We start from the raw sequence: 25,767 nt of genomic DNA on the forward strand, positions 1-25,767 counted from the left end.
ACGCGGCTTGAACCTTTCGCAAACCCGCCCTCTTTCGCCCCTTTCCCGTGAAACCCTTCCTGCGTCAACAGCTCGAGCGCTTTGCGCAACGCCTCGGCGAACTCGACTTCCTGCTTTCGCGGGAGGACATCATGTCCGACATGGCGCAGTACCGCACCATCTCCCGCGAGCACGCGGAAGTCACGCAGATCGCTGGCCGGTACACCCGCTACCTGCAACGCGAGGCGGATCTGGCCGGGGCGCGCGAGATGCTCGACGATCCTGACATGGCCGAGATGGCACAGGAGGAAATCGCGAGCGCCGAAGCGGAGCTGACGCAACTCGAAGATGAACTCCAGCGCCTGCTGCTTCCCAAGGATCCGGACGACGCGCGCAATGCCTTCCTTGAAATCCGCGCCGGCACGGGCGGCGACGAGTCGGCCCTTTTCGCCGGCGACCTCCTGCGCATGTACACGCGCTATGCCGACCGAGTGGGCTGGCGCTGCGAAATCGTCAGCGAAAGCGAAAGCGAACTCGGCGGCTACAAGGAAGTGGTGATTCGCGTCGTCGGCGACGAGGTGTTCGGCAAGCTTCGCTTTGAATCGGGCGGCCATCGCGTGCAGCGCGTGCCTGCCACCGAAACGCAAGGCCGCATCCACACCAGCGCATGCACGGTCGCCGTGCTCGCAGAGCCGGACGAGGCGCAAGCAGTGCAGATCAACCCGGCCGACCTGCGCATCGACACCTTCCGCGCCAGCGGCGCCGGCGGCCAGCACATCAACAAGACCGACTCTGCAGTACGCATCACGCACGTCCCGACGGGCATCGTCGCGGAGTGCCAGGACGATCGCAGCCAGCATCGCAACAAGGCCAAGGCGCTGCAAGTGCTCTCGGCACGCATCCAGGAAAAGGAGCGCAGCGAACGAGCGGCCAAGGATGCTGCGCTGCGCAAGGGACTCGTCGGCAGCGGCGACCGCAGCGACCGGATCCGCACCTACAACTTTCCCCAGGGGCGGCTCACGGACCATCGCATCAACCTGACGCTCTACAAGCTGCTGGCCATCATGGAGGGCGATCTGGGTGACGTGCTGGACGCCCTGCAATCCGCGCGCGAAGCCGAGCAACTCGCGGAACTCGAAGCCGCCTTGCCAGCGTGAACACAGCGGAAGCCAATTCGCCCTCGACGCCAGCCGCCATGTTGGCTGCAGCGGCCGCCCTGGACATCGACCGGCTGGATGCGCAGCTTCTGTTGCTGCATGTGCTGGGGCGTCCCGCAGATGAACGAGCATGGCTCCTGGCCCATGACACCGACACGTTGGCGGAAGAGGTCTGGCCCGGTTTCGAACGACTGTGTGCCCGGCGAAGGGCAGGCGAGCCGGTGGCCTACCTGGTTGGCGAAAAGGAATTTCACGGGCTCAGCCTGAGAGTCGACGGCCGCGTCCTGGTCCCTCGTCCCGATACGGAAACGCTGGTCGACTGGGCCCTGCAATGCCTGGAAGGGCGGGAGACGCCCTCGGTGCTGGATCTCGGCACCGGCAGCGGCGCCATCGCCCTGGCGATCCAACACGCGCGTCCCGACGCCCACGTGGCGGCAGTGGATGCCAGCGCCGAGGCACTCATGGTGGCGCGCGCGAATGCTGAGCGGCTCGGACTGCCTGTGCGTTTTACGCAGGCAGACTGGCTCGCCGGCGCCGAACGCGGCCTCGACTTGATCGTTTCGAATCCGCCCTACATCGCCCACGGCGACGCGCATCTGGCCGCCCTGCGCCACGAACCACAGGGCGCACTCGTCTCCGGCGACGACGGCCTGGACGACATCCGCCGCATCGTCCAATCAGCGCCCGCGCATCTGAAAGAAGGCGGCTGGCTTTTGCTCGAACACGGCTACGACCAGAGCGAGCCGGTCCGGCAACTGCTGTCTCGACAGGGTTTTTCCGAATCCCAAAGCCGCGACGACCTCGCCGGCATCGCGCGATGTTCCGGCGGGATCTGGCGGGCGGTGAAATAATCCGCCCAGCCCAATTTCAGGAGTCACCCATGTCCGAAGCCCAGCAACGCATTGACGACCTCGTCAAGACCAACGATCTTGTCCTCTTCATGAAGGGCAACGCCAGCTTTCCGATGTGCGGATTCTCGGGTCGCGCGATCCAGATCCTCAAGGCGGTAGGTGTCGACCCCCGAACGCTCAAGACCGTCAACGTGCTGGAAGACGATGCCATTCGCCAGGGCATCAAGGAATACAGCAACTGGCCGACTATTCCGCAGCTCTACGTGAAGGGCGAGTTCGTCGGCGGCTCGGACATCCTCATGGAAATGTACGAATCCGGCGAATTGCAGCAAATGCTGAACAGCAATCCGGCTTGATATTGCTCGCCCCCAGGTTGCCCGCACTCCGTGTCGGGCGCCCACCCCCTGCCGGGGGCAACACCGGCGGCCCGGCTAAGCAGGTTCCGCGGTGTTTCATGAATGGAGACTGAGCATGAGTCACGACCATGGGGATGACGGGCACGCGCATGACGACCCGGCCTGGAAGCACGATGGCGTGCGCGTGATTCCGGGCAATCAGCTTGACACCAACACGGCGCAGACGCCGGGCATGAACCGGGCGGCGGCCATCAACTTTGCGCGCGTCGGCGCGCAGAAGCTGTGGGCGGGGACCGTGACCATTCATGCGAATGCCAAAACCGGTGCACATCACCACGGTCACCTCGAATCGGTGATCTATGTCGTTCGGGGGCGCGCCCGCATGCGATGGGGTGAACAACTGGAGTTCACGGCTGAGGCAGGTCCGGGCGATTTCATCTATGTGCCGCCCTACGTGCCGCACCAGGAAATCAACGCCAGCGAGACCGAAGCCCTCGAATGCGTGCTCTGCCGCAGTGACGGCCAGGCCGTGGCGATCAACCTCGACATTGAGCCTGTCGAGAAGCCCGAGTCGGTTCTATGGGTCGATCCCACGCACCCGCAAGGCGGTATTTGACCTCTTCGCGACAAAACGGCAAATCCGAGAAAACATAGACATCTGCGAACACCGGGCACGGCTTATGCTGTATCCAAGTGTTCGAAACCGGAGGTGTCCATGGATTCCCGCAGTCTCGTCCCCGCGTCGTCGTTCCAGTTGCCGGTCGCCAACCTGCGCAGCGTTTTCCAGACGCACGACGTCGAGCGCAAGCTCGCCAAGCTCCCCGATCGCGACCACGAACACCTGCGGACGACCTACGAACGCATGCTCGAACGCGGCCCCGATCGCTTCCAGGTCAAGCCCAGCGGCGTGCCAGAGATGTCCGGCCTCTACGCGCAACTGCCCAACTTCACCGAAGTGCTCGACGACGTGCGTCGCCACGTGGCGCTCGCCCAGGACAGTCGCGACGGACTCGAAGTCACGCCGATGTTGCTGCTCGGGCCGCCGGGTGTCGGCAAGACCCACTTCGCAAGGAAACTGGCCGACCTGCTGGGTACCGGAATGTCGCTGGTTCCGATGAACTCCATGACAGCCGGCTGGCTGTTGTCCGGTGCATCCTCGCAATGGAAGGGCGCGAAGCCCGGCAAGGTGTTCGAAGCGCTGGTCGACGGCCAGTACGCAAACCCCGTGATGGTCATTGACGAAATCGACAAGGCAGGTGCCGACAGCCAGTACGACCCGCTCGGCGCGCTCTACAGCCTGCTGGAGCACGACACAGCCCACGCGTTCGTCGACGAGTTCGCCGAAGTCCCGATCGACGCCAGCCAGGTGATCTGGATTACCACCGCAAATGACGAACGCGGCATTCCCGAGCCCATCCTGAACCGCATGAACGTGTTCGAGATCGAGGCGCCCTCGCCAGAAGCTTCTCGGCAGATTGCGCGCCAACTCTACGTGTCGATCAAGGGCGAGCATGACTGGGGCCGCCTGCTGACCGAAGAACCCTCCGACGATGTACTCGACCAACTCGCAACCCTCGCGCCGCGCGAGATGCGGCGCGCGCTGATGACCGGCTTCGGCAATGCCCGCCTGGCCGGCCGGGGCGAGGTGCGCGTGGAGGATCTTCCACGGGTCAGCACGCCTCGAAGCCGCATCGGTTTCGTGCAATAGAAGCGTGCCGGGTCGACCCGGGATGGAACGCGCCCGGGTCGTGGCACCATGTCGGTCTTCATCGACCGACCCATGACCCTGACCCAAAGCTTGCTGGTCATCGTCGCGCTCATCGCGACGAGCGCCTTCTTCTCCCTCGCCGAAATTTCCCTGGCCGCTTCCCGCCGTCTCCGCCTGCGTCAGATGGCCGACGAAGGCGACGTCCGTGCCGAGCGCGTGATGCGCATCCAGGAGCAGCCGGGCCACTACTTCACCGTGGTCCAGATCGGACTCAACGCCGTCGCGATCCTCGGCGGTGTGGTCGGCGAAGGTTCGCTGAGCCCCTATTACGCGCGCCTGTTCGAGCTTTGGCTCAGCGTCGAGGCCGCGCAGACTGCGGCCTTCCTCGCTTCGTTCATCACGATCATCGCGGTCTTCCTCGTGTTTGCCGACCTGTTTCCCAAACGGCTCGGCATGAGCAGCCCCGAGCGGCTTGCGGTGCGGATGGTCGGCCCGATGCAGGTGCTGATCACCACCTTCAAGCCGCTGGTCTGGTTCTTCACGGTCAGCACCGATGTGCTTTTCAAGCTGCTCGGCATGCCGATGCAGCGCGACGAAAAGATCACCTCGGCCGACATCCTCGCGATGACTGAAGCTGGCGCGCGCGCGGGCGTTCTGGCGCAGCGGGAGCAGCAGGTGATCGCCAACGTGTTCGAGCTCGACACCCGACTGGTGAGCAGCGTGATGACTTCGCGCGACCGCATCGCTTGGTTTCTTCGGGACGACCCGGAGACGGTGCTGCGCGCGCGCATCGTGGCCGAACCCTTTTCCGCCTACCCCGTGTGCGACGGCGAGATCGACCATGTGCTCGGCTACGTCGACAGCAAGGACATGTTCCAGCGCGTGCTGAGCGATCAGCCGCTCTCCTTCGACCATGGTCTGCCGCTTCACAAGGCGCTCGTCATTCCCGACAGACTGTCGCTGACCGAGGTGCTCGAACAATTTCAACAGGCCCACGAGGACTTCGCGATCATCGTGAACGAATACAGCCTGGTGGTCGGCGTGATCACGCTCAATGACGTGATGAGCACCGTGATGGGCGACCTGGTCGGCGATCAGGACGAAGAACAGCAGATCGTGAAGCGCGACGAGAACTCGTGGCTGATCGACGGCGTGACGCCGATTCAGGACGTCCAGCGGGCGCTCGACATCGAGGAACTGCCACATCCGGACGAGTACGAAACGCTCGCCGGCTTCCTCATGGTGATGCTCCGCCGCGTTCCCAAGAGAACCGACAGCGTCAGTTGGGCGGGCTACACCTTCGAAGTGATGGACGTGGACAGCTACCGCATCGACCAGGTGATGGTCACCCGCACGGCCGCGATGACGGCCAAGGCCTGAGCCTCAGTCCGGCCTGATGTCCTTGCGCGGATCCTTGAACACCCAGAGCCGCTGATTCGCAAAGACAGCATCCGGATAGGGCGACTTGCCACGGCTGCCGTTGTAGCGACCGAGCGTCATGAACAAATCGCCGGATTCACGGTCGAGGTAGTGACGCAGGATCACGCAGCCGAAGCGCAGATTGGTCTGCATGTGGAAGAGCTTGGATGGATCGCCGTCGCCGATCACGCGGGTCCAGAAGGGCATGACCTGCATGTAGCCCCGGGCGCCGACGCTCGACACCGCAAACTTGCGGAAGTTGCTTTCCACCTGGATCAACCCGAGCACGAGGCTGACGTCCAGGCCAGCGCGACGCGCTTCGTACCAGACGGTTTGCAGGAATTCCTTCCGCGTCGGCCAGTCGGGCAGTTTCTTCTTGAGCCGTTCGCTCATTTCGCCGAGCCATCGCAAGTACACGAGGCGGGATTCTGTGTCCTTGAATTCCGGGATCGGCGGCGCGTTGTTGCGGATGGCCGACGTCAGCGCGGTGCGCACGGAATCGATCAGCGGTTCCTCGATCTGCGCACCGGCGATGGCCTCGCGCGGCAGCGCCAGGGACAGCGCCCCGCAGGCGGCGGCGCCCAGACAGAGGCGCCGCGAAAGCCCGGACGCTTCTATGGACGCCGTCAGGCTCATGCAGCAGCCAGCTTGCCGGCAATGAAATCCGCGATGCCGCCCATCGGCACCTTGGTCGCGGCGGTTTCACGGCGATGTTGGTACTCGAACTGGCCTTCCTTCAGCCCGCGATCGGAGATCACGACGCGATGCGGCACGCCGATCAGTTCCCAATCAGCGAACATCGCGCCGGGGCGTTCGCCGCGGTCGTCGAGCAGCACATCGACGCCGGCAGCCAGGAGTCGCTCATAGAGAGCTTCGGCTGCCGCCTTCACGTCGGCGCTGCGGTCCATGCCGATCGGGCAGACCACGACGGTGAATGGCGCGATCGCATCGGGCCAGATGATGCCCCGCTCGTCGTTGTTTTGCTCGATCGCCGCGGCTGGTAGCCGGGTGATTCCGATGCCGTAGCAACCCATCTCGAGAAACTGCGGCTTGCCGGCCTCGTCGAGGAAGGTCGCATTCATCGGCTTGCTGTACTTGGTGCCGAGCACGAAGACGTGGCCGACCTCGATGCCACGTTCGATCGCCAGGATGCCCTTTCCGTCGGGGGACGGGTCGCCAGCGACGACATTGCGGATGTCGGCCACGGCGTCGGGCTCCGGCAGGTCGCGACCCCAGTTCACGCCGGTGATATGGAAATCGACTTCGTTGGCGCCGCAGATCCAGTCGGCCATCACCGCAACCTCGCGGTCCGCGACGATCTTGACCGCCTGCTTGAGATTCAGCGGCCCCAGATAGCCCGGCTTGCTGCCGAAGTGGTCCTCGATCTCGGTGACGGTTGCAAAGCGGAAGCCCTGGTCGAGGCCCGGCACCTTGCCCACCTTGATCTCGTTCATCTCATGGTCGCCGCGAACCAGCAGCAGCCATACCTGGACGCCCTTGATGTTGCCCGCCGCGTCCAGTGTGTCGGTCGCCAAGACCAGCGATTTCACGGTTGTCGAGAGCGGCACGCCCAGCAATTCAGCCACGTCCTCGCAGGTGCTCTTGCCCGGCGTAGGTGTCTTCGTCAGGGGCTTCGTCGCCGCGCCGCGCGGCCCGGCCGGTGCAAGGGCCTCGGCTTTTTCCATGTTCGCGGCGTAGTCGCTGTCGGGGCAATAGACGATCGCGTCCTCACCCGTCGCCGCGATCACCTGGAATTCCTGGCTCACGTCACCGCCGATCGCACCGCTGTCCGCCGCCACAGCTCGGTAGCGCAGGCCGAATCGGTCGAAGATCTTCCGGTAGGCGTCGGCCATCACCTTGTAGCTGGCCTTCGCGCCTTCGAGGTCTCGATCGAAGCTGTACGCGTCCTTCATGATGAACTCGCGCCCACGCATCAGGCCGAAGCGCGGTCGGCGCTCGTCGCGGAACTTGGTCTGGATCTGGTACAGGTTCTTCGGCAGCTGCTTGTAGCTGCGAATTTCCTGGCGCGCGATATCGGTCACGACCTCTTCGCTCGTCGGCTGGATGACGAACGAGCGCTCGTGACGGTCCTTGATGCGCAGGAGTTCGAGGCCGTAGCCCTGAAAGCGCCCGCTCTCTTCCCAGAATTCGGCGGGCTGAACCACGGGCATGGTCAGCTCAACTGCACCCGCCCGGTTCATTTCTTCCCGGACGATCGCCTCGACCTTGCGTATGACCCGCAGGCCCATCGGCATATAGGTATAGATGCCGGTGCCGAGCTTCTTGATCATGCCAGCACGCATCATGAGACGGTGGCTCGCGACTTCGGCGTCGGCTGGCGCTTCCTTGAGGGTGGAGATAAAGAATCGGGAAGCTTTCATCGGTCACGCAAAGAAAGAATACGGGCAGGGGGTTGGTGGCAGGGCGGAAGGCCCGGAACCGGCCGCTTGCCGTACGCAAGCCGGCAGGCATAATCGACTCAGTTCAAAAATTGGGGTTTGATTATGCTCGACCGGGACGGCTTCAGGCCCAACGTCGGCATCATCCTGCTCAACCAGAGAAACCAGGTTTTCTGGGGTAAGCGTATTCGTACACACTCCTGGCAGTTTCCTCAAGGCGGCATCGATCGCGGCGAAAGTCCCGAGCAGGCGATGTTCCGGGAACTGCATGAGGAAGTGGGTCTCCACCCGGAGCATGTGCGCATCGTGGCCCGTACCCGTGACTGGTTGCGCTACGAGGTGCCGGATCGGTTCATCCGCCGTGACGCGCGCGGCCATTACAAAGGCCAGAAGCAGATCTGGTATTTGCTGCAATTGATCGGTCACGACTGGGATCTGAACCTGCGCGCCACAGATCATCCCGAGTTCGACGCCTGGCGCTGGCATGACTACTGGGTCCCGTTGGACGTGGTGGTCGAATTCAAGCGCGGCGTCTATGAGATGGCATTGACCGAACTCGCCCGCTACCTGCCTCGGCAGGATTTCCGCAACCGGTTCCTGCGCAGCAATGTGCGCGCGCGCGAATTCGAGCGCCATCCGCCCGGCCCGGGCCATGAACCGACCTTCGAACTGCCGCCCGGCGCCAGCTTCGACCCGAATCCGAATGCCAACCTTGCGAACGACTCTCCCTCGACCAGCGACCCGTTTCATGCTCCGCGCTAGCTGGCGAATCGCCCTCGCCTGCATTCTTGGCGCTTCGAGCCTCGCCCACGCCCAGTTGTTTGAGGATGCCGACTGGAAGGAATCCGAAGTGCCACCGCCCCCGGCTTTCAGCCAGGACAAGCTGATCGGCATCGACATGCCACGCTACATGAGCCTGAAGTTCGGCGTCGATCCCGCGACCATCAAGGTGACACGCGATGGCGTGGTGCGCTATGTGGTCGTCGCATCCAACCGCGAAGGCGGCGGATTCAATGCCTTCTACGAAGGCGTGCGGTGCGCGACCGACGAGCACAAGACCTACGCACGCTTCATCAATGGAGCATGGGAGCAGCAGGTCGATCCCGAATGGAGGCGTTTCAGCGAACGAAGCGCACGCTACGTCTACGCGTTGGCTACACAGGGACTGTGTCGCGGGCATGCCCCGCGGGCCTCAGTGAACGAAATGGTTCGCAACTTGACGACACCGGTCCGCGAGGTCGAGTGATCGGTCAGTGGCCGTCGGGCATCAACACCATGTTGTCCCGATGGACCATCTCGGCTTCGGCGACATAGCCCAGGAGCCGCTCGAATTCCATCGATGGCTTGCGACAGAGCATGCGAGCCTCGACACTTGAGTAGTTGGCAAGGCCCCGCGCGAGTTCGACTCCCCGGTCATCGCGTATCGCAATCACGTCGCCGCGCGAGAACTCGCCTTCGACGCTCGTCATGCCGATCGGGAGCAGGCTCTTGCCCTCGCCACGCACCTTGGCCGCCGCGCCCGCATCCACCGACACAGCGCCACGCAGCTGAAGGTGGTCGGCCATCCAGCGCTTCCGCGCCTGATGCTTGGCGGTTTGCGCGAGCAAAAGCGTGCCGATAGGCTCGCCGCACGTCAGCCGCAGCAGAGCATCAGGCTCGCGGCCCCAGGCGATCACAGTCGACGCACCGGACCCCGCCGCACGCTTGGCCGCAAGGATTTTTGTGATCATGCCGCCGCGGCCGATGCTGCTGCCGGCTCCACCGGCCATGACCTCGAGCGCCGGGTCGCCCGCTGCCGCTTCGTGCACGAAGCGGGCATCAGGATCCTTGCGCGGGTCGGCAGTGAAAAGGCCCTTCTGGTCCGTCAAGATGACCAGCGCGTCGGCCTCGACCAGGTTGGCAACCAACGCGCCAAGGGTGTCGTTGTCGCCGAACTTGATTTCGTCGTTGACGACCGTGTCGTTCTCGTTGATGACCGGCACCACACCGAGCGCAAGCAAGGTAACGAGGGTGGAACGCGCATTGAGATAGCGTTCACGGTCCGCGAGATCTGCGTGCGTCAACAACACTTGCGCGCTGCCGATACCGTTTTCGCGCAACTTGGTTTCATAGACTTGCGCCAGGCCCATCTGGCCAACTGCCGCGGCTGCCTGCAGCTCATGAATCTCATGCGGGCGAACACGCCAACCCAGTCGCTTCATGCCTTCGGCGATCGCGCCACTCGACACCATCACGACCTCCCGGCCATCGCGGACCAGCGTTGCAAGTTGGCGGCACCATTCACCAATGGCGCTCTCATCCAGGCCACGCCCTTCATTGGTGACCAGGCTAGAGCCCACTTTGACAACAATGCGACGTGCGTCACGGAGTGCGGCTGAACCAGAACTTGAGGTCATGGAGCTATGGCTAACTTGATGGCTACTGGACTGTCCGTCCTCGGATGGACTCACGAAAAGCGCGGATCGATCTCAGTCGGCGGCTGCTCGGCCACCTGCTGAGCCTTGACGTGCTGGTAGATCGCCTGAACCAACGGCTCGCACCCTTCGCGGGTGAGCGCAGAAATCTCGAAAACCGGCCCCTTGAAACGCAATCTCTTGACGAAATCCTTGACGCGCGTGGCACGCTCGTCGACGGGGATCATGTCGAGCTTGTTCAGCACCAGCCAGCGAGGCTTTTCGTAGAGAGCGGCATCGTATTTCTTCAGCTCGCCGACGATCGCCTTGGCCTGCGCCACCGGATCGACTCCCTCGTCGAACGGTGCGAGGTCGACCACGTGCAGAAGCAAACGAGTGCGCTGAAGATGACGCAAAAAGAGATGACCAAGGCCAGCACCTTCCGATGCACCTTCGATCAATCCTGGGAGGTCGGCCACGACAAAGCTCTGCTCCGGACCGACGCGGACGACGCCGAGATTGGGATGCAACGTTGTAAAGGGATAGTCAGCGATGCGCGGCCGCGCGTTGGAAATGGCGCTGATGAGCGTTGATTTGCCGGCGTTCGGCATGCCTAGCAGGCCGACATCTGCCAAAACCTTGAGTTCGAGCTTGAGGTTCTTCTTCTCGCCAGGCCAGCCCGGGGTCTTCTGCCGCGGGGCGCGATTGATGGCGCTCTTGAATCGCATGTTGCCGAAACCACCGTCACCGCCCTTGGCAATCGTGATCACCTCGCCCGGCGCCAACAGCTCATAAAGCACCTCGCCGGTCTCTGCATCGGAAATGATCGTTCCGACCGGCATCTTGAGCGTGATGTCTTCGCCGGCGGCGCCGAACATGTCCGAGCCCATCCCGTGCTGCCCTCGCTTCGCTTCGTGGCGGCGCGAAAACCGGAAGTCGACCAGGGTATTCAGGTTTGAGTCCGCCACCGCGAACACGTGGCCACCCCGCCCTCCGTCGCCGCCGTTCGGCCCGCCGAATTCCTTGTACTTCTCATGACGGAACGACACGCAGCCGTTGCCGCCGTCGCCGGCAGCAACGTCGATGAAGGCCTCGTCCACGAACTTCATGAGATATCCAGTTTACAAATGAAGAAGCCCCGGCAAAGCGGGGCTCCGAAAAGATCGAAGTGACAGGCTTAGGCCGGAGTCACGTTGACCGTGTGCTTGTTGAGTGCGCCCTTGGTGCCGAAAGACACATGGCCGTCCACCAGCGCAAATAGCGTGTGGTCCTTGCCCACGCCGACATTGATGCCAGGGTGGAATTGCGTGCCGCGTTGGCGCACGATGATCGAGCCTGCACTGATCAATTCGCCGCCGAAGGCCTTAACACCGAGCATTTTGGGCTTCGAATCACGCCCGTTCCGCGTAGAGCCGCCGCCTTTTTTCTGTGCCATGGAATCAGCTCCTTAGCCGGCGATCGCGCCGATTTGCAGTTCAGTGAACTGCTGGCGATGGCCTTGACGTTTCTGATAGTGCTTACGACGACGCATCTTGAAGATGCGAACCTTGTCGTGCTTGCCGTGCGACAGCACCGTGGCTGTCACCGATGCGCCGGACACCAGGGGCGTACCGACCTTGATTGCGCTGCCGTCGCCGACTGCGAGAACTTGGTCGATCACGATTTCCTGGCCTACGTCCGCAGCAATCTGTTCTACTTTAATTTTCTCGCCGGAAGCAACGCGATACTGCTTGCCGCCGGTTTTTATGACCGCGTACATGTGGACCTCTTGGGAAAAGATGGCTCTACGGCAAATTCCGCAGAGCCCAAGATTCTAGCACGCATGCGGCCTGACTACACCCATCATTCCAAGGTGCGAGGCCATTAATCCTTTGGCCTCCCTATAATCGGCGACTTCCGGCCAAGCGCCATCGTCGCACCTCTCGCAGCGCGCAAGCGCCCTCGCCTTGTCAGTTCCCGCCGCAGACACCTCCCCCGCCGCCAACGTCCTCAGCCTGATTGCAGAAGATATGGCCGGGGTCGATCTTGTGATCGCCCGCCGGCTCGATACTGGCGTGCCGCTCGTGAGCCAGGTGTCGAAGTACATCATTTCCGCGGGCGGCAAACGACTGAGGCCCGCATTGCTCCTCCTCATGGCTGGCTCGCTGGGTTATCAGGGGGAGCAACGCTTCAACTTGGCTGCCGTCGTGGAATTTATCCACACGGCGACGCTGTTACACGATGACGTCGTCGACGAATCGACGCTTCGCCGCGGCCGACCGACAGCCAATGAATCCTTTGGAAACCCCGCGAGCGTACTCGTGGGTGACTTCCTGTACTCCCGCGCGTTCCAAATGATGTTGGACGCGAACGACATCCGGGTCATGGAGATACTCGCCGAGGCAACCAATGTCATCGCCGAAGGGGAAGTGCTCCAACTGATGAACATGCATGACGCCTCGCTCGACAAGGAAGCCTATCTCAGGGTGATTCGCTCCAAGACCGCCAAGTTGTTCGAGGCAAGCACTCGGCTTGCGGCGGTACTCGCCAAGGCAACACCCGAAGTCGAGGAGGCGTGCGCCACCTACGGCCAAGCGCTCGGCACGGCCTTCCAAGTCATCGATGATGTCCTGGATTACGCCGGCGACGCGAACGAGACCGGCAAGAACGTGGGAGATGACCTTCGCGAAGGCAAGACCACACTTCCCTTGATTCTCGCCATGCAACGCGGCACGTCGCATCAACGAGATTTCATCCGCGCGGCCATAGAAGCCGGAGATACGACACAGTTGCCGCGGATCGTGGAAATCGTGCGGGAAACGGGCGCTCTTGAAGCCACGAGAGACGCTGCAGCGGCAGAGGCTCAGCGTGCGATGGACGCACTTCGTGGTTTTCCTGCAAATTCGCACTCCGCCGGTTTGCTACAATTAGCGGCTCAGTTGCTTGAGCGACGCGCCTAAGTCACCACGAAGGACGACTCTCTTTTCTTGCAACCATCGGGGTGTAGCTTAGCCTGGTAGAGCGCTACGTTCGGGACGTAGAGGCCGGAGGTTCGAATCCTCTCACCCCGACCAGATTCCCGCTAGGAGCGTGCGCGGCAGAAGCGTGACGGACGCATGATGGCTTGGTAGATTGCGGTCCCATGCCCGCAAGCTATCTGCCCTACGAGCCGCAACAGCAACGACTGCTGCCCGACGCACTGCAAGACTGGCTGCCTGAAGGGCACCTGGCGTATTTCATCAGCGACAGCGTCGACAGTCTTGATCTGAGCGCATTCCACGCCCGGTATGCCCTGGGCGGCCCGCGCAACCAGCCGTTCCATCCGGCCATGATGGTCAAGGTGCTCATCTACGGCTACGCGACGGGCACCTTCAGCTCGCGCAAGTTGGCGGCCAAGCTGCACGAAGACGTTGTACTTCGTGTTCTGGCCGCAGACAACTACCCCGCGCATCGCACGCTCTCGGATTTCCGGGCGCTGCACCTCGAGGAGTTGGCAGCCCTGTTCGTGCAGGTGGTACGCCTGGCGCGCGAATGCGGGCTGGTGAAGCTGGGCACCGTGGCGGTGGACGGCACCAAGCTCAAGGCCAACGCCAGCCGCCACAAGGCCATGAGCTATCACCGCATGGTCAAGGCCGAGGCCGAACTCAAGGAGCAGATCGACGGCCTGCTCAATCGCGCCAAAGCGGCCGACGACCTGGAGAAGAACGAGCCGGATCTGGACATTCCCGGCGAGATCAAACGCAGAACTGACCGGCTGGCCGCGATCACCGCGGCCAAGCTGCGACTGGAGCAACGCCAGCAAGAAGCCGATGCGGCCCGCGGGCGCAGCAAGGATGACGAGCGCAAGCCCCGAGACAAGGATGGCAAGCCCAAGCGAGGCCGGCAATTCAGTCGCGACTTCGGCGTTCCCAAGGACAGTTCCCAGGAGAGCTTCACCGATCCAGACAGCCGCGTCATGAAACGCGCTGGCGGAGGCTACGACTACAGCTACAACGCCCACACCGCAGTGGACGAGACGGCGCAGATTGTGGTCGCTGCGGAGCTCACCAACAACGCGTCCGACGGTGAGCAACTGCCGGTGCTGTTGGCAGCCGTGAAGGCCAACCTGGGCGAGGATGCCCGGCAAGTGCTGGCCGATGCGGGGTTCCGCTCGGAGGCGGTGTTCGAGCAGTTCAGCGAGGGTCCAAGCGAGCTGATCGTGGCGCTGGGCCGGGAGGGCAAGCAGGCGGTGGACATCAACGCCGAACAATATCCACGCACCGCGGCGATGGAAGCCAAGTTCAAGACGCCAGAAACACAGGCGGCCTACCGCAAGAGGAAGTGGATCGTGGAGGCGCCCAACGGGTGGATCAAGAGCGTGTTGGGCTTCCGGCAGTTCAGCCTCCGGGGTCTGAGGAAGGTCGAGGCCGAGTTCAAGCTCGTGTGCATGGCGCTGAACCTGAAAAGGATGTGCGCAATGCGCTGTGCCTGAGAGGATCCGAAGGCCCGATGGCACTCGGAAACATGAACATCAGGGCGCTCGACAGTCGCATCGAGGCTTGCACTGGGCGCTACGGTTATCGAGTTGCCGGTGGCCGCGTCGCCGGCGCTGAATCTTGCGCCATCGACATCATCTCAACCTTCTGCCGCGCGGCCTCCTAGCGTCGAGCATTGAATGCCAGCCTTGCAATGGGGCATGGGAGCGGAGTCTCCGTCTTTCGGCAACGTCATTCAACCCACCCCGCGCTTCTTCGGTCTGCTGATAAGATGCCTTTCCCTTTTAAGAGGTTAGAGGCTTCAATCCTCGCTGAGCCGACCAGCCTTTTGAGCTGCAAGTGCCAAATCCTCCGCGATCACCGATCGCGAAGAGGTTTACAGCCCCTGGGTGATCAGCGATGATCGTGAAGCACTTTTTCACGTTTTTTACATTGTTGAATGGCCGCTGCCGAACCCCTAGTCAAAGAAAGCTCGCCTGTCGCCCTTCCGGGACTGGCGCGCGCCTTGGTCTCGGCTGGAAAGCTCCCCGCTAAAGTTGCGGAAGACATCTATCAGAAGTCCCTTAGCGGGCGCACCAGCTTCATTGCGGAGTTGACCGGCACAGGTGCGGTCTCGGCGGCCGATCTGGCGCATACGCTATCGAGCGCCTTTGGTGCGCCGCTGCTCGATCTCGACGCCATCGATCCGCAGCGTCTCCCCAAAGACTTGCTTGACACCAAGCTTTGCCAGGCCTACCGAGTCGTTGTCCTTAGCAAGCGCAATAACCGTCTCATTGTCGCAACAGCCGATCCCTCCGATCAGCAGGCAGCTGAAAAGATCAAGTTCGCGTCGCAAATGGGCGTTGACTGGGTCATCGCGGAGTACGACAAGCTCTCTCGCATGATCGAAGCGGCGGCCGTCACGGCCTCCGAAACGATCGACAGCATCATCGGCGCTGAGTTCGAGTTCGACGAGATTTCGACGGACACACCAGGTGAGACTCCCGACCAAGCCGTTGCCGAAGTCGAGGATGCGCCGGTCGTCCGGTTTCTTCACAAGATGCTGCTCGACGCGTTCAGCATGCGCGCGTCCGATATTCACTTCGAGCCCTACGAACACAACTACCGTGTTCGCTTCCGCATCGACGGCGAACTGCGCGAAATCGCAAGTCCGCCGACCGTCATCAAGGACAAGCTGGCCTCGCGCATCAAGGTCATCTCAAGACTGGACATATCCGAGAAGCGCATTCCCCAGGACGGGCGAATGAAGCTCAAGATCGGTCCCGAGCGGGTCATCGATTTCCGGGTGAGCACGCTGCCAACCCTGTTCGGCGAAAAAATCGTCATCCGTATTCTTGACCCGAGCAGTGCACGACTAGGCATCGACGCGCTCGGCTACGACGCTGACGAAAAAGAGCGCTTGCTGCAAGCCATCGCCCGCCCTTACGGCATGGTGCTGGTCACAGGGCCCACGGGTTCGGGCAAGACAGTGTCGCTGTACACCTGTCTGAACATGCTCAACAAACCGGGCGTCAACATCGCGACGGCAGAAGACCCATCCGAAATCAATCTGCCAGGCGTGAATCAGGTCAACGTCAACGAGAAGGCGGGCCTGACTTTCGCGACAGCGCTACGTGCCTTCCTGCGGCAGGATCCCGACATCATCATGGTTGGCGAAATTCGTGACCTCGAGACGGCCGACATTTCAATCAAGGCGGCGCAGACGGGCCACCTGGTACTTTCAACCCTGCACACCAACGACGCGCCCACCACGCTGACGCGGATGCGCAACATGGGTATTGCGCCCTTCAACATCGCTTCCAGCGTGATCCTGATCACCGCGCAGCGCCTTGCTCGGCGCTTGTGCACCGTATGCCGCGCCCCCGCAGACGTGCCCAAACAGGCATTGATCGACGCGGGTTTCAAGGATCATCAAGTCGACGGCACCTGGAAGCCATACCACCCGGTCGGATGCTCCGCCTGCAATGGCGGCTACAAGGGCCGCGTCGGCATCTACCAAGTGATGCCGATCAGCGAGGAGATCCAGAAGATCATTCTTCGCGACGGATCTTCGCTGGATATCGCCAAGCAGGCGGAGGCCGAGGGCGTGCGTTCGCTGCGCCAATCCGGGTTGAAGAAAGTTATGCAGGGACTGACGTCACTTGAAGAAGTGGTCGCGGTCACCAACGAATAGCACCGAGAAGCGGAGAATCAATGGCAACGGCAGCAGCATCAAACCGAACGCTCAAGGAATACATCTTCGAGTGGGAGGGAAAGGACCGCAGCGGGAAGACAGTCCGCGGCGAGGTACGGGCCGCTGGCGAAAACCAGGTGCAGGCCGCTCTGCGGCGCCAGGGTGTGCTGACGACGAAGATCAAGAAGCGTCGGATGCGCTCCGGCAAGGCGATCAAGCCGAAGGACATCGCGATCTTCACCCGCCAATTGGCCACCATGATGAAGGCGGGCGTACCCTTGCTGCAGGCCTTCGACATCGTGGGCCGCGGCAACGCCAATCCGAGCGTGGCAAAACTGCTCAACGACATCCGCAGCGACGTGGAAACTGGTACCTCGCTGTCCTCCGCGTTTCGCAAGTTTCCAAAGTATTTCGACAATCTCTATTGCAATCTGGTCGAGGCCGGCGAGGCCGCCGGTATTCTTGAAGACCTGCTCGATCGTCTGGCCACCTATATGGAGAAGACCGAGGCGATCAAGTCGAAGATCAAGTCAGCCCTGATGTATCCGACCTCGGTGATCGTGGTTGCTTTCGTGGTGGTGGCCATCATCATGATTTTCGTGATCCCCGCATTCAAGCAGGTGTTCACCTCCTTCGGCGCAGACCTGCCCGCCCCGACCCTGATCGTCATGGGCATCAGCGAATTCTTCGTTTCCTACTGGTGGTTGATCTTCGGCGTCGTCGGCGGCGGCACTTACTTTTTCCTCCAGGCATGGAAGCGCAACGAGCGCGTTCAGAAGGTCATGGACCGCCTTCTCCTTCGTCTGCCGATATTCGGTGCGCTGATCGACAAGTCGTGCGTTGCGCGCTGGACGCGAACACTTGCCACCATGTTTGCCGCGGGCGTCCCGCTGGTCGAAGCGCTCGATTCAGTGGGCGGCGCATCCGGCAACTCGGTCTACGCGGAAGCGACGACCAAGATCCAGCAGGAAGTGTCGACCGGAACAAGCCTGACTACGGCAATGACCAACGCCAACCTGTTCCCTTCGATGGTCTTGCAGATGACCGCCATTGGAGAGGAATCAGGCTCCATTGATCACATGCTGGGCAAGGCGGCCGACTTCTACGAGTCTGAGGTCGACGATATGGTCGCCGGCCTCTCGAGCCTGATGGAACCCATCATCATCGTGTTCCTCGGCGTCATCATCGGCGGCATCGTGGTTTCGATGTACCTGCCCATCTTCAAGCTCGGCCAGGTCGTCTGATGCTGGTTTCGCACGGGGTGGACGCCGCGTTGGCCGGCTTGCTCGGGTTGTTGATCGGCAGCTTTCTCAATGTCGTGATCTATCGACTGCCCAAGATGCTCGAACAGCAATGGGCTGCGGACTGCGCCAGCTTGAACGAATCGGAGCCACCTCCCGCGGAGCGGTTCAACCTGATGGTGCCGCACTCGCGCTGTCAGAAATGCAGCCATGTGATTCGCTGGTACGAAAACATTCCGGTTCTCAGCTATGTGTTCCTGCGCGGCAAATGCTCGGCATGCAAAACGCCGATCAGCCTGCGCTATCCGTTGGTCGAAATAGTGACCGCGGCGTTGTTCGCGTGGTGTGTCTGGCGCATGCCGGGCACGTTCGGCAGCCTTGCATGGTGCGGCTTCGCGGCGGCGCTCCTGGCATTGGCGCTGATCGACTGGGATACGACCCTCCTCCCCGACGACATCACGCTGCCGTTGCTGTGGGCGGGCCTGCTGGCCTCCATCGCTGGCTTCACGGGAATTTCGGTCACCAACGCCGTCTGGGGTGCCGTTGCCGGCTATTGTTCGCTCTGGGCCGTCTATTGGCTGTTCAAGCTGACGACCGGAAAGGAAGGCATGGGCTACGGCGACTTCAAGCTGTTTGCCGCCTTCGGTGCATGGTTCGGGTGGCAAGCGTTGGTACCGATCATCCTGATGGCTTCGGTCATTGGCGTGATCGTCGGTCTCGCACTCAAGATCAATAGCAAACTGCGCGAAGGCGGCTATGTGCCTTTCGGGCCGTTCCTGGCAGGGGCTGGCTTCACCGCCATGGTCTTCGGCCCCGACGCGATCCTCCGAGTGGTGGGCCTTTAGGGTCCCGCGAACCATGCGCATCGGCCTGACCGGAGGCATAGGAAGCGGCAAAAGCACCGTCGCGTCCATGCTGGTCCTTCTGGGCGCACATCTGGTCGACACCGATGCCATCGCAAGAGCGATGACCGCGCCGCGCGGCGCGGCCATGCCGGCGCTCGAGGCGGAATTCGGTCCGTCCATCATCACGCCGGACGGCAGCATGGACCGAACGCACATGAGGGAAATTGCGTTCCTCGACCCCATGGCCAAGAAGCGCCTGGAAGCCATCCTGCATCCCTTGATCGGCGCCGAGTGCGAACGCCAGGCCGCCTCGGCGGCCGTAGGGCAACCCATCGTGTTCGACGTGCCGTTGCTGGTCGAATCAAGGCGCTGGCGCGGAATCGTCGATCGCGTTCTGGTGATCGATGCGACCGAGCAAACACAGCTGGAACGCGTGGTCGCCCGGTCGGGTTGGACGCCCAATGCGGTTCGCTCGGTGATCGCCCAACAGGTCGCTCGCGCCTTGCGCAGGGCGGCGGCCGACGCCGTGATCTACAACGAGAGTTTGAGCTTGGAGGAACTCTCTTCCAACGTACGGGGTCTCTGGGAGCGGTGGGTGGTCGCGGGCACGCGATAATCCCCGGTTAGCCGGCCCATGCGCCGGACAACAAGAAAGCGGCGCACAAGTAAGCCCCGCGAGACAGCCCCAAAGATGCTCTTCAATTCATACGCGTTCATCTTCTGCTATTTCCCGATCGTCCTTTTCGGGTTCTTCCTCATCGGAAAGCGAAATGCGCGCGCTGCGGCCGGTTTCCTCGCGCTGGCGTCACTGTTCTTCTACGGTTGGTGGAGCGTCAATGCCGTCCCGCTGCTGGTCGGATCGATCTGCTTCAACTACTGGGCAGGACTGCGCCTGACGAACGGACCCGGGCGCACCGAGTCCGGTAGAAAGCGCATGCTGATCATCGCGTTGGTGGTCAATCTTGGCGTGCTCGCCACGTTCAAGTACGCGAACTTCTTCGTCAGCAATGTGAATGAAGGGCTTGCCGCGGCCGGCTTCACGCCATTGCCGTTGCTGCACATTGCACTGCCAATCGGCATCTCCTTCTATACGTTCACGCAGATTGCATTCCTGGTCGATTGCTGGCAGGACAAGGTCCACGAACGCAGCTTCGTGCACTACGTGCTCTTTGTCACGTACTTCCCGCACCTGATTGCGGGCCCCGTGCTGCATCACGCGCAAATGATGCCCCAGTTCGCCAACCCGGCGACTTATCGAGTGGACTTGAACAAGGTCGCACTGGGCCTCGCGATCTTCGTGTTCGGTCTGGCCAAGAAGCTGCTCATCGGCGACAAGATGGGCGAATATGCCGACCTCATGTTCACCGGCGTCCACAACGGTGCCGTGCCTACGCTTTACACCGCATGGCTCGGTGTGCTCGCCTACACCCTGCAGATCTACTTCGACTTTTCGGGGTATTCGGACATGGCGGTGGGCCTGTCGCTGTGCCTGGGCGTGGAACTACCGCTCAACTTCAACTCTCCGTACAAGTCGACCAGCCTCATCGAATTCTGGCGCCGCTGGCACATTTCGCTTTCGACGTTCCTTCGCGACTACCTCTACGTTCCTCTGGGCGGCAATCGCAAGGGGCCGGCGCGTCGATACCTGAATCTCTTCATCACGATGCTGCTCGGCGGTCTCTGGCATGGCGCGGCCTGGACTTTCGTGATCTGGGGCGCCCTGCACGGCGCATTTCTCGCCGTCAACCACCTCTGGAACGCCAAGGTGCGTCGCAATTCCAAGCCGGGCCGCCCGGCACGCGTTCTTGGCTGGTTCCTGACCTTCGTCTTCGTGATGATCGCCTGGGTCGTCTTCCGCGCGGAAAGCATGCATGCTGCGATCGAGATCTACAAGGGCATGCTTGGAATGCACGGCGCGCCGCTCGTGGCCTTCGAAGAGTTCGGCCGCGTTCCGTCTCGCAAGCCCGAGTTCTTCCAGACGATGCTGGTCGGACTCTTCATCTGCCTCGCCTTGCCACCGACCATCACGCTGCAGCGTTGGGTCCCGCAGGCGCAGGCCCTGGCCGGTCGCCCACGTGCCGCGACGGTTTTCACCGCACTCATGGCACTGGTGACTGTGATTCTTTTCGGCCTTTGCGTGTCGAGGCTGGGTACCTACAGCCCATTCCTCTATTTCCAGTTCTGATATGACGCCCGCAAAACTTTGGTTGCAGATCTTCGCGGCAGGCTTCGCCGTGATCGTCGCGATGCTGATCGTCACTTTGAGCACGACCATCCCCTATGGCGATTTGTCGAGGATCGGATTGGTCTCCGATCACGAGTTCGGTTGGCAGTTGGAACCGCCCCACGTCGATCCTCGATATCTTCGAGGCTCGCCCATCACGGATGCGGACATTCTGGTGCTCGGCGACAGCTACTCAATGACATACCGTTGGCAATCGGTGCTCACGAAGCAGGGTTACCGGATCTCAACGGTCTATTGGGGCGAGCTAGGCGAATCGCTGTGCGATGACTTCGATGCATGGCTTGATCGCGCGGGCTTCCGGGGCAAGCTGGTCGTGATCGAAAGCTCCGAACGCTTGCTCAACGATCGACTTGTCAACACGCAGAAATGCGCCAAGATGCTCAAGCCAATCGAGCCCCTGGCCAAGCCCTTCTTCGAAAATCCCGAACACCCGCCCGGATTCGCCCTCAACTGGACGGCAAAGCTGACATCGGGCTATACAACTTACCGGAATACTCGCGCGGCGAAGAAATCGGACGGTGCCACGCTGGCCAGCAACGTGACATGGGTGCGCCCCGTGCCCGACGGCTGCTCCATGTTCAGCAATCGATATTGCGAGAAGGCATTGTTCTTCAGGGACGACGTCGACAACGGCGAGCTAACCATTGAGAACGTCGCGCAGATGGAGGCCTTCAACAAGGCCCATCCGAGCCGCTCGATCATGTGGATGGTGATTCCCAACAAGACGACAACCTACGTCATGCCGGATCATTCGAAAGATTTTGTGACAGCCTTCACTCAAGCAGGGCTGGGGCCGGACCTTTTTACCTTTGCCAGGGAGCAGAGGAAGAAGATCCGCGACTTCTTTTTCCCCAACGACACGCACCTGTCGATGCATGGACAGTTGGCGGTTGGCCAGATCATGCTCGAGGCAGTCCGCAAGATCGTGCCGCAACCGCCGGCGAAGCCATCTTGAGGCTATCATCGTCTCTGATCGGAAGCCGTCACGCGTGATTCTTTACGAGTACCCATTCAACGAGCGCATCCGGACCTATTTGCGGCTGGAGCACCTGTTCCGCCGTCTTGGTGAACTGGTGCCTGCCGATTCGGCCCTGCTGCATCACTACGCGCTCGTCACGATCTTCGAGATCATGGACGTGGCGGCCCGTGCCGATCTCAAGGCCGACGTCCTCAGAGATCTCGACAAACACAAGAACGTATTCAACAGCTATCGCGGCAACCCGGCGATCGCCGAATCGGTGCTGGATCAGGTCGTCAGCAAGCTTGAGAGCAACTTCACGACGCTCAATACCGTGCCGGGCAAGGCGGGCCAAGCCTTGACCGAGAACGAGTGGCTGATGAGCATTCGCAGCCGTGCAAGCATCCCAGGCGGCACTTGTGAATTCGATCTGCCAGCTTACTTCGCCTGGCAGAACGGCCGCCCCACTGAGCGACGCGCAGATCTGGAACGTTGGTCGTCGACGCTGGCGCCGCTGGCCGAGTCGATCTATCTGTTGTTGAAGTTGCTGCGCGATGCGGACGTGCCCTACAAAGTCATGGCGGCGCATGGGCAATTCCAGCAGACGCTACCGCAGGGCCGCAGCTTTCAGTTGCTCCGTCTGAAGATCGATCCCAAACTCGGCCTTATCCCTGAAATCAGTGGAAATCGCTTGATGGTGTCTGTGCGTCTCATGCGACAGGAAGCCGACGACCGCTTGCACCAGAGCACCGACGACACGCCATTCGAGCTGACCCTTTGCGCATGAGCCCCGAGAATTCTTTTGGCGAGCGTATCGTCAGGTGTCCGGCGTGTGGGCAGGACAGCATCTACGCGCCGCGCAACCCTTACCGTCCGTTCTGCAGTGCTCGCTGCAAGGGGATCGATCTCGGCGCCTGGGCGAGTGAAGAATTCAGGATGCCGGCAGAAACGCCGCCCGACGACGATCCATTCGGCGATCCCAAGCGCCAATGATGATGGATTGACCACCAGCCTACGGGCCCTCGTTGGCTGGCCCCGTCGGCTTTCCGGTCAGGTGACCTTGGACTGACCCCGCTCCTCAGCGAGCCATTCCAGGACCGGCAGCGCCCCCGGCAACACCGGTGCCACATCGAGCGGCAATTGCTGCCAACACATCGATTGGCCTTCGCGCATTTCGAAGTCACCTGCCCAGGCCGTGACCTTGCACCAATGCAGCCTTACGAGCGCGTGCGGATAGTCGTGCTCGGTCACCTTCCAGATGACCGCCCCTTTGATCGTGATTCCAAGCTCCTCGTGGAGCTCGCGTCGCAACGCCTGTTCGACCGTCTCGCCGACTTCGATCTTGCCGCCCGGAAACTCCCAATACCCCGCGTAAGGCTTGCCTTCCGGTCGCGTCGACAGCAGCAGCGCATCGTCTTCGCGGATGAGAATGCCGACGGCGACCTCAGTGTGCTTGCGTGGCGTCGTGGTCTCGGACATCAGGCTCGTCCAGCGTAGTCGCGCGCAAACTGGTACGCGACGCGTCCACTGCGCGAGCCTCTTTCGAGTGCCCATACCAAGGCCTCGGGGCGCGCTGCCTCGATGGCCTTCGCGTCGACGCCAAATGACGAAAGCCATTGCGCGACGATCGTCAGGTACTCGTTCTGGCTGAACGGGTAGAAGCTCACCCAGAGACCGAAGCGCTCGGAGAGAGAGATCTTCTCCTCGATCACTTCGCCAGGATGCACCTCGCCATCCTCGGTGTGGGTGTAGCTCAGGTTGTCCTTCATGTACTCGGGCAGCAAATGACGCCGGTTGCTGGTCGCGTAGATCAGAACGTTCGGCGTGGCCGCCGCGATCGATCCGTCCAGGATCGACTTCAGAGCCTTGTAACCCGGCTCGCCCTCGTCGAAGCTCAAGTCATCGCTGAAGACGATGAACTTCTCCGGCCGGTTCGAGACCACTTCGATGATGTCAGGCAGATCCGTCAATTCGGCCTTGTCGACCTCGATCAGGCGCAGGCCCTGCGGCGCATAGGCATGGAGACACGCGCGGATCAACGACGACTTTCCAGTGCCCCGGGCACCGGTCAGCAGAACGTTGTTGGCCGGCTTGCCTTCGACGAACTGGCGGGTGTTGCGCTCGATTTTTTCCTTCTGGGCGTCGATTTCCTTCAACGCGTCGAGTGGCATCTTGGCAACGTGACGCACCGGCTCCAACGTGCCATGGCCGGAGCTGCGGCGGCGATAGCGCCATGCGATGGACGCATTCCAGTCGGCGGGGGCCGCCAGTGGTTGGGGGAGGATCGATTCGATGCGACCAATCAGTTGCTCGGCGCGTTCGATCAGGCGTTCGAACTTCTCGTTCATGACCGGTAGTCGGCGTTGATCGACACGTAGTCGTGGCTGAGATCGCAAGTCCAGACCGTATCCGCAGCATTGCCGCGACCCAGCACGATGCGCACCAGGATCTCGCTCTGCTTCATGACGCGCTGGCCGTCTTCTTCACGGTAGGACGGATTGCGGCCGCCCTTGACCGCCACATGCACGTCGTCGAGATAAAGGTCGATGCCCGTCTGGTCCAGGTCGACGATGCCGGCGTAGCCGACGGCCGCAAGAATGCGCCCAAGGTTGGGGTCGCTCGCAAAAAACGCCGTCTTGACCAGCGGCGAATGCGCGACCGCATAGGCCACCTGCCGGCACTCGGCCCCATCACGACCGCCTTCGACGCGAATCGTGATGAACTTGGTCGCCCCTTCACCGTCACGCACGATGGCTTGCGCCAGTTGGCGGGCAACGTTTTGCATGGCCTCCAGCAGGGCACGCCCTTCGGCGGAATCGAGGGAGGTGATGGTGTCGTGCGCCGCCTTCTGCGTGGCGATGACCACGAAGGAATCGTTGGTCGACGTGTCGCCGTCAATCGTCACCCGGTTGAAGGATGCATCGGCCAGCGCCCCGGCGAGCGGTTGGATCAGCGATGCATCGATCTTCGCGTCGGTCGCCATGAATCCGAGCATGGTCGCCATGTTCGGACGGATCATTCCGGCGCCCTTGCTGATACCGGTGATGGTGACAGTCGCGCCACCAATGCGTACTTGCTGGCTGAAGGCCTTGGGCACGGTGTCGGTGGTCATGATGCCTTCTGCGGCGCGCGCCCAGTTCGCGGGTGCGGCGTCGGCCAGGGCGGCAGGCAGCCCGGCTTCGATCCTGTCGATCGGAAGCGGCTCCATGATCACGCCAGTGGAAAAGGGCAGGATTTGTTCCGGCGCCAGGTTCAGCTCGCGGGCGAGCGCAATACACGTCGCCCGAGTGCGCGCCAAACCGTCTTCGCCCGTTCCGGCATTCGCATTGCCGGTGTTGATCAGCATCGCGCGAATCCCGAAATTCTTCTCCAGGTGATCACGGCAGACCTGGACCGGCGCCGCGCAAAAGCGGTTCTGCGTGAACACACCTCCCACGGCGGCGCCCTCATCGATCAGCACCACCGTCAGGTCCTTGCGATTGGCCTTGCGCACACCGGCTTCGGCGACGCCGATGCGGACACCTGGAACCGCGTGCAGCGCTGAGGGATCGGGGGCGGAGAGATTCACGGGCATGGGTATGTCCTGCAG

At 61.9% G+C, this 25,767-nt stretch carries 27 protein-coding genes and 1 tRNA gene; 19 read left to right on the top strand and 9 right to left on the bottom strand.

All coding sequences use genetic code 11. From position 1 onward, the window contains the following. Positions 1–47: 47 nt before the first annotated feature. The 6 genes from prfA (at position 48) to paeA (ending at position 5,431) form a co-directional block, all read left to right on the top strand. Entirely contained in the window at positions 48–1,136 is a 1,089-nt protein-coding gene (gene prfA / locus AC1DHL_RS10955) for a peptide chain release factor 1 (RefSeq protein ID WP_478098380.1), read from the top strand. Positions 1,137–1,174: 38 nt separating this feature from the next. After that, entirely contained in the window at positions 1,175–1,987 is an 813-nt protein-coding gene (gene prmC / locus AC1DHL_RS10960; RefSeq protein ID WP_478098382.1) for a peptide chain release factor N(5)-glutamine methyltransferase, read from the top strand. Positions 1,988–2,016: 29 nt separating this feature from the next. Beyond that, complete coding sequence (grxD, locus tag AC1DHL_RS10965) at positions 2,017–2,343, top strand: Grx4 family monothiol glutaredoxin (protein ID WP_478098384.1); 327 nt, start codon at positions 2,017–2,019, stop codon at positions 2,341–2,343. Positions 2,344–2,458: 115 nt separating this feature from the next. After that, the gene (locus tag AC1DHL_RS10970) at positions 2,459–2,959 is read left to right on the top strand and encodes a cupin domain-containing protein (protein WP_478098386.1); all 501 of its coding nucleotides are present in this window, start codon (positions 2,459–2,461) and stop codon (positions 2,957–2,959) included. A 99-nt stretch (positions 2,960–3,058) separates the two neighbouring features. Beyond that, positions 3,059–4,051 (top strand): AAA family ATPase, encoded by a 993-nt coding sequence (locus AC1DHL_RS10975; RefSeq protein ID WP_478162018.1) that lies wholly within the window; start codon positions 3,059–3,061, stop codon positions 4,049–4,051. Positions 4,052–4,123: 72 nt separating this feature from the next. After that, positions 4,124–5,431 (top strand): polyamine export protein PaeA, encoded by a 1,308-nt coding sequence (paeA, locus tag AC1DHL_RS10980; RefSeq protein WP_478098390.1) that lies wholly within the window; start codon positions 4,124–4,126, stop codon positions 5,429–5,431. A gap of 3 nt (positions 5,432–5,434) precedes the next feature. Here paeA and AC1DHL_RS10985 read toward each other — a convergent pair whose 3' ends face one another. Continuing rightward, a complete protein-coding gene (locus AC1DHL_RS10985) occupies positions 5,435–6,106 on the bottom strand; it encodes a lytic transglycosylase domain-containing protein (RefSeq protein WP_478162019.1) in 672 nt (223 codons plus the stop codon). Further along, the gene (locus tag AC1DHL_RS10990) at positions 6,103–7,851 is read right to left on the bottom strand and encodes a proline--tRNA ligase (RefSeq protein WP_478098394.1); all 1,749 of its coding nucleotides are present in this window, start codon (positions 7,849–7,851) and stop codon (positions 6,103–6,105) included. The genes AC1DHL_RS10985 and AC1DHL_RS10990 overlap by 4 nt, the downstream gene beginning before the upstream one ends. Positions 7,852–7,974: 123 nt before the next feature. On the opposite strand from AC1DHL_RS10990, the gene AC1DHL_RS10995 reads away from it, so the two are divergent. Both AC1DHL_RS10995 and AC1DHL_RS11000 read left to right on the top strand, forming a co-directional pair. Further along, a complete protein-coding gene (locus tag AC1DHL_RS10995; RefSeq protein ID WP_478098716.1) occupies positions 7,975–8,631 on the top strand; it encodes an RNA pyrophosphohydrolase in 657 nt (218 codons plus the stop codon). After that, entirely contained in the window at positions 8,618–9,115 is a 498-nt protein-coding gene (locus AC1DHL_RS11000) for a CNP1-like family protein (RefSeq protein WP_478098396.1), read from the top strand. Before AC1DHL_RS10995 ends, AC1DHL_RS11000 begins: the two co-directional genes overlap by 14 nt. 4 nt (positions 9,116–9,119) lie before the next feature. Here the strand turns inward: AC1DHL_RS11000 and proB are convergent, their stop codons facing one another. The 4 genes from proB to rplU all read right to left on the bottom strand — a co-directional run bounded on the left by proB (position 9,120) and on the right by rplU (position 12,021). Then, entirely contained in the window at positions 9,120–10,265 is a 1,146-nt protein-coding gene (gene proB / locus AC1DHL_RS11005) for a glutamate 5-kinase (protein ID WP_478098397.1), read from the bottom strand. 50 nt (positions 10,266–10,315) lie between these two features. Continuing rightward, positions 10,316–11,371, bottom strand: coding sequence for an Obg family GTPase CgtA (gene cgtA / locus AC1DHL_RS11010; protein WP_478098399.1), 1,056 nt, complete (start codon positions 11,369–11,371; stop codon positions 10,316–10,318). Between the two features lie 68 nt (positions 11,372–11,439). Continuing rightward, positions 11,440–11,697: a 50S ribosomal protein L27 gene (rpmA, locus tag AC1DHL_RS11015; protein WP_478098401.1), complete on the bottom strand. Its 258-nt coding sequence runs from the start codon at positions 11,695–11,697 to the stop codon at positions 11,440–11,442. 12 nt (positions 11,698–11,709) lie between these two features. Beyond that, entirely contained in the window at positions 11,710–12,021 is a 312-nt protein-coding gene (gene rplU, locus AC1DHL_RS11020; RefSeq protein WP_093105742.1) for a 50S ribosomal protein L21, read from the bottom strand. 187 nt (positions 12,022–12,208) lie between these two features. Between rplU and AC1DHL_RS11025 the strand changes: the two genes are divergently transcribed. The 11 genes from AC1DHL_RS11025 (at position 12,209) to AC1DHL_RS11075 (ending at position 23,171) form a co-directional block, all read left to right on the top strand. Further along, on the top strand, positions 12,209–13,201 hold the full coding sequence (locus tag AC1DHL_RS11025; RefSeq protein WP_478162020.1) for a polyprenyl synthetase family protein: 993 nt from the start codon (positions 12,209–12,211) through the stop codon (positions 13,199–13,201). 37 nt (positions 13,202–13,238) lie between these two features. Then, a tRNA-Pro gene (locus AC1DHL_RS11030) sits at positions 13,239–13,315 on the top strand. Between the two features lie 68 nt (positions 13,316–13,383). Continuing rightward, a complete protein-coding gene (locus AC1DHL_RS11035) occupies positions 13,384–14,712 on the top strand; it encodes an IS1182 family transposase (protein WP_478162021.1) in 1,329 nt (442 codons plus the stop codon). A 443-nt stretch (positions 14,713–15,155) separates the two neighbouring features. Continuing rightward, positions 15,156–16,889, top strand: coding sequence for a type IV-A pilus assembly ATPase PilB (gene pilB / locus AC1DHL_RS11040; RefSeq protein ID WP_478098407.1), 1,734 nt, complete (start codon positions 15,156–15,158; stop codon positions 16,887–16,889). 20 nt (positions 16,890–16,909) lie between these two features. Then, positions 16,910–18,133, top strand: coding sequence for a type II secretion system F family protein (locus tag AC1DHL_RS11045; protein ID WP_478098409.1), 1,224 nt, complete (start codon positions 16,910–16,912; stop codon positions 18,131–18,133). Further along, positions 18,133–18,975 (top strand): prepilin peptidase, encoded by an 843-nt coding sequence (locus AC1DHL_RS11050; protein WP_478098412.1) that lies wholly within the window; start codon positions 18,133–18,135, stop codon positions 18,973–18,975. The genes AC1DHL_RS11045 and AC1DHL_RS11050 overlap by 1 nt, the downstream gene beginning before the upstream one ends. Positions 18,976–18,988: 13 nt before the next feature. Next, a complete protein-coding gene (gene coaE, locus AC1DHL_RS11055; RefSeq protein WP_478162022.1) occupies positions 18,989–19,591 on the top strand; it encodes a dephospho-CoA kinase in 603 nt (200 codons plus the stop codon). A 75-nt stretch (positions 19,592–19,666) separates the two neighbouring features. Further along, positions 19,667–21,160, top strand: a complete 1,494-nt coding sequence (locus tag AC1DHL_RS11060; RefSeq protein WP_478162023.1) for an MBOAT family O-acyltransferase — start codon at positions 19,667–19,669, stop codon at positions 21,158–21,160. A 1-nt stretch (position 21,161) separates the two neighbouring features. Beyond that, entirely contained in the window at positions 21,162–22,175 is a 1,014-nt protein-coding gene (locus tag AC1DHL_RS11065) for an alginate O-acetyltransferase AlgX-related protein (protein ID WP_478098418.1), read from the top strand. Between the two features lie 34 nt (positions 22,176–22,209). Further along, entirely contained in the window at positions 22,210–22,965 is a 756-nt protein-coding gene (gene zapD, locus AC1DHL_RS11070) for a cell division protein ZapD (RefSeq protein ID WP_478098718.1), read from the top strand. Then, positions 22,962–23,171: a DNA gyrase inhibitor YacG gene (locus tag AC1DHL_RS11075; protein WP_478098420.1), complete on the top strand. Its 210-nt coding sequence runs from the start codon at positions 22,962–22,964 to the stop codon at positions 23,169–23,171. Before zapD ends, AC1DHL_RS11075 begins: the two co-directional genes overlap by 4 nt. 57 nt (positions 23,172–23,228) lie before the next feature. Here the strand turns inward: AC1DHL_RS11075 and AC1DHL_RS11080 are convergent, their stop codons facing one another. From AC1DHL_RS11080 to argJ, 3 genes are read right to left on the bottom strand one after another with little or no spacing between them, the layout of a single operon-like run. Further along, positions 23,229–23,657: an NUDIX domain-containing protein gene (locus AC1DHL_RS11080; protein WP_478098422.1), complete on the bottom strand. Its 429-nt coding sequence runs from the start codon at positions 23,655–23,657 to the stop codon at positions 23,229–23,231. After that, entirely contained in the window at positions 23,657–24,526 is an 870-nt protein-coding gene (locus AC1DHL_RS11085; protein ID WP_478098424.1) for an ATP-binding protein, read from the bottom strand. The genes AC1DHL_RS11080 and AC1DHL_RS11085 overlap by 1 nt, the downstream gene beginning before the upstream one ends. Then, positions 24,523–25,752, bottom strand: a complete 1,230-nt coding sequence (gene argJ, locus AC1DHL_RS11090; protein ID WP_478098426.1) for a bifunctional glutamate N-acetyltransferase/amino-acid acetyltransferase ArgJ — start codon at positions 25,750–25,752, stop codon at positions 24,523–24,525. Before argJ ends, AC1DHL_RS11085 begins: the two co-directional genes overlap by 4 nt. Positions 25,753–25,767 lie beyond the last annotated feature (15 nt).

Source organism: Variovorax sp. 10L426, from assembly GCF_056395305.1.

What these genes read in the sequence shown, in the direction of transcription:
- AC1DHL_RS10970 (WP_478098386.1), top strand. Translation starts at nt 2,459, where the DNA reads ATGAGTCACGACCATGGGGATGACGGGCACGCGCATGACGACCCGGCC.
- argJ (WP_478098426.1), bottom strand. Translation starts at nt 25,752, where the DNA reads ATGCCCGTGAATCTCTCCGCCCCCGATCCCTCAGCGCTGCACGCGGTT.
- rplU (WP_093105742.1), bottom strand. Translation starts at nt 12,021, where the DNA reads ATGTACGCGGTCATAAAAACCGGCGGCAAGCAGTATCGCGTTGCTTCC.
- AC1DHL_RS11075 (WP_478098420.1), top strand. Translation starts at nt 22,962, where the DNA reads ATGAGCCCCGAGAATTCTTTTGGCGAGCGTATCGTCAGGTGTCCGGCG.
- rpmA (WP_478098401.1), bottom strand. Translation starts at nt 11,697, where the DNA reads ATGGCACAGAAAAAAGGCGGCGGCTCTACGCGGAACGGGCGTGATTCG.
- AC1DHL_RS10995 (WP_478098716.1), top strand. Translation starts at nt 7,975, where the DNA reads ATGCTCGACCGGGACGGCTTCAGGCCCAACGTCGGCATCATCCTGCTC.
- grxD (WP_478098384.1), top strand. Translation starts at nt 2,017, where the DNA reads ATGTCCGAAGCCCAGCAACGCATTGACGACCTCGTCAAGACCAACGAT.
- AC1DHL_RS10975 (WP_478162018.1), top strand. Translation starts at nt 3,059, where the DNA reads ATGGATTCCCGCAGTCTCGTCCCCGCGTCGTCGTTCCAGTTGCCGGTC.
- AC1DHL_RS11045 (WP_478098409.1), top strand. Translation starts at nt 16,910, where the DNA reads ATGGCAACGGCAGCAGCATCAAACCGAACGCTCAAGGAATACATCTTC.
- paeA (WP_478098390.1), top strand. Translation starts at nt 4,124, where the DNA reads ATGACCCTGACCCAAAGCTTGCTGGTCATCGTCGCGCTCATCGCGACG.
- AC1DHL_RS11080 (WP_478098422.1), bottom strand. Translation starts at nt 23,657, where the DNA reads ATGTCCGAGACCACGACGCCACGCAAGCACACTGAGGTCGCCGTCGGC.
- AC1DHL_RS11065 (WP_478098418.1), top strand. Translation starts at nt 21,162, where the DNA reads ATGACGCCCGCAAAACTTTGGTTGCAGATCTTCGCGGCAGGCTTCGCC.
- AC1DHL_RS11050 (WP_478098412.1), top strand. Translation starts at nt 18,133, where the DNA reads ATGCTGGTTTCGCACGGGGTGGACGCCGCGTTGGCCGGCTTGCTCGGG.
- AC1DHL_RS11085 (WP_478098424.1), bottom strand. Translation starts at nt 24,526, where the DNA reads ATGAACGAGAAGTTCGAACGCCTGATCGAACGCGCCGAGCAACTGATT.
- prmC (WP_478098382.1), top strand. Translation starts at nt 1,175, where the DNA reads ATGTTGGCTGCAGCGGCCGCCCTGGACATCGACCGGCTGGATGCGCAG.
- coaE (WP_478162022.1), top strand. Translation starts at nt 18,989, where the DNA reads ATGCGCATCGGCCTGACCGGAGGCATAGGAAGCGGCAAAAGCACCGTC.
- pilB (WP_478098407.1), top strand. Translation starts at nt 15,156, where the DNA reads ATGGCCGCTGCCGAACCCCTAGTCAAAGAAAGCTCGCCTGTCGCCCTT.
- AC1DHL_RS11060 (WP_478162023.1), top strand. Translation starts at nt 19,667, where the DNA reads ATGCTCTTCAATTCATACGCGTTCATCTTCTGCTATTTCCCGATCGTC.
- cgtA (WP_478098399.1), bottom strand. Translation starts at nt 11,371, where the DNA reads ATGAAGTTCGTGGACGAGGCCTTCATCGACGTTGCTGCCGGCGACGGC.
- AC1DHL_RS10990 (WP_478098394.1), bottom strand. Translation starts at nt 7,851, where the DNA reads ATGAAAGCTTCCCGATTCTTTATCTCCACCCTCAAGGAAGCGCCAGCC.
- AC1DHL_RS10985 (WP_478162019.1), bottom strand. Translation starts at nt 6,106, where the DNA reads ATGAGCCTGACGGCGTCCATAGAAGCGTCCGGGCTTTCGCGGCGCCTC.
- proB (WP_478098397.1), bottom strand. Translation starts at nt 10,265, where the DNA reads ATGACCTCAAGTTCTGGTTCAGCCGCACTCCGTGACGCACGTCGCATT.
- AC1DHL_RS11035 (WP_478162021.1), top strand. Translation starts at nt 13,384, where the DNA reads ATGCCCGCAAGCTATCTGCCCTACGAGCCGCAACAGCAACGACTGCTG.
- AC1DHL_RS11000 (WP_478098396.1), top strand. Translation starts at nt 8,618, where the DNA reads ATGCTCCGCGCTAGCTGGCGAATCGCCCTCGCCTGCATTCTTGGCGCT.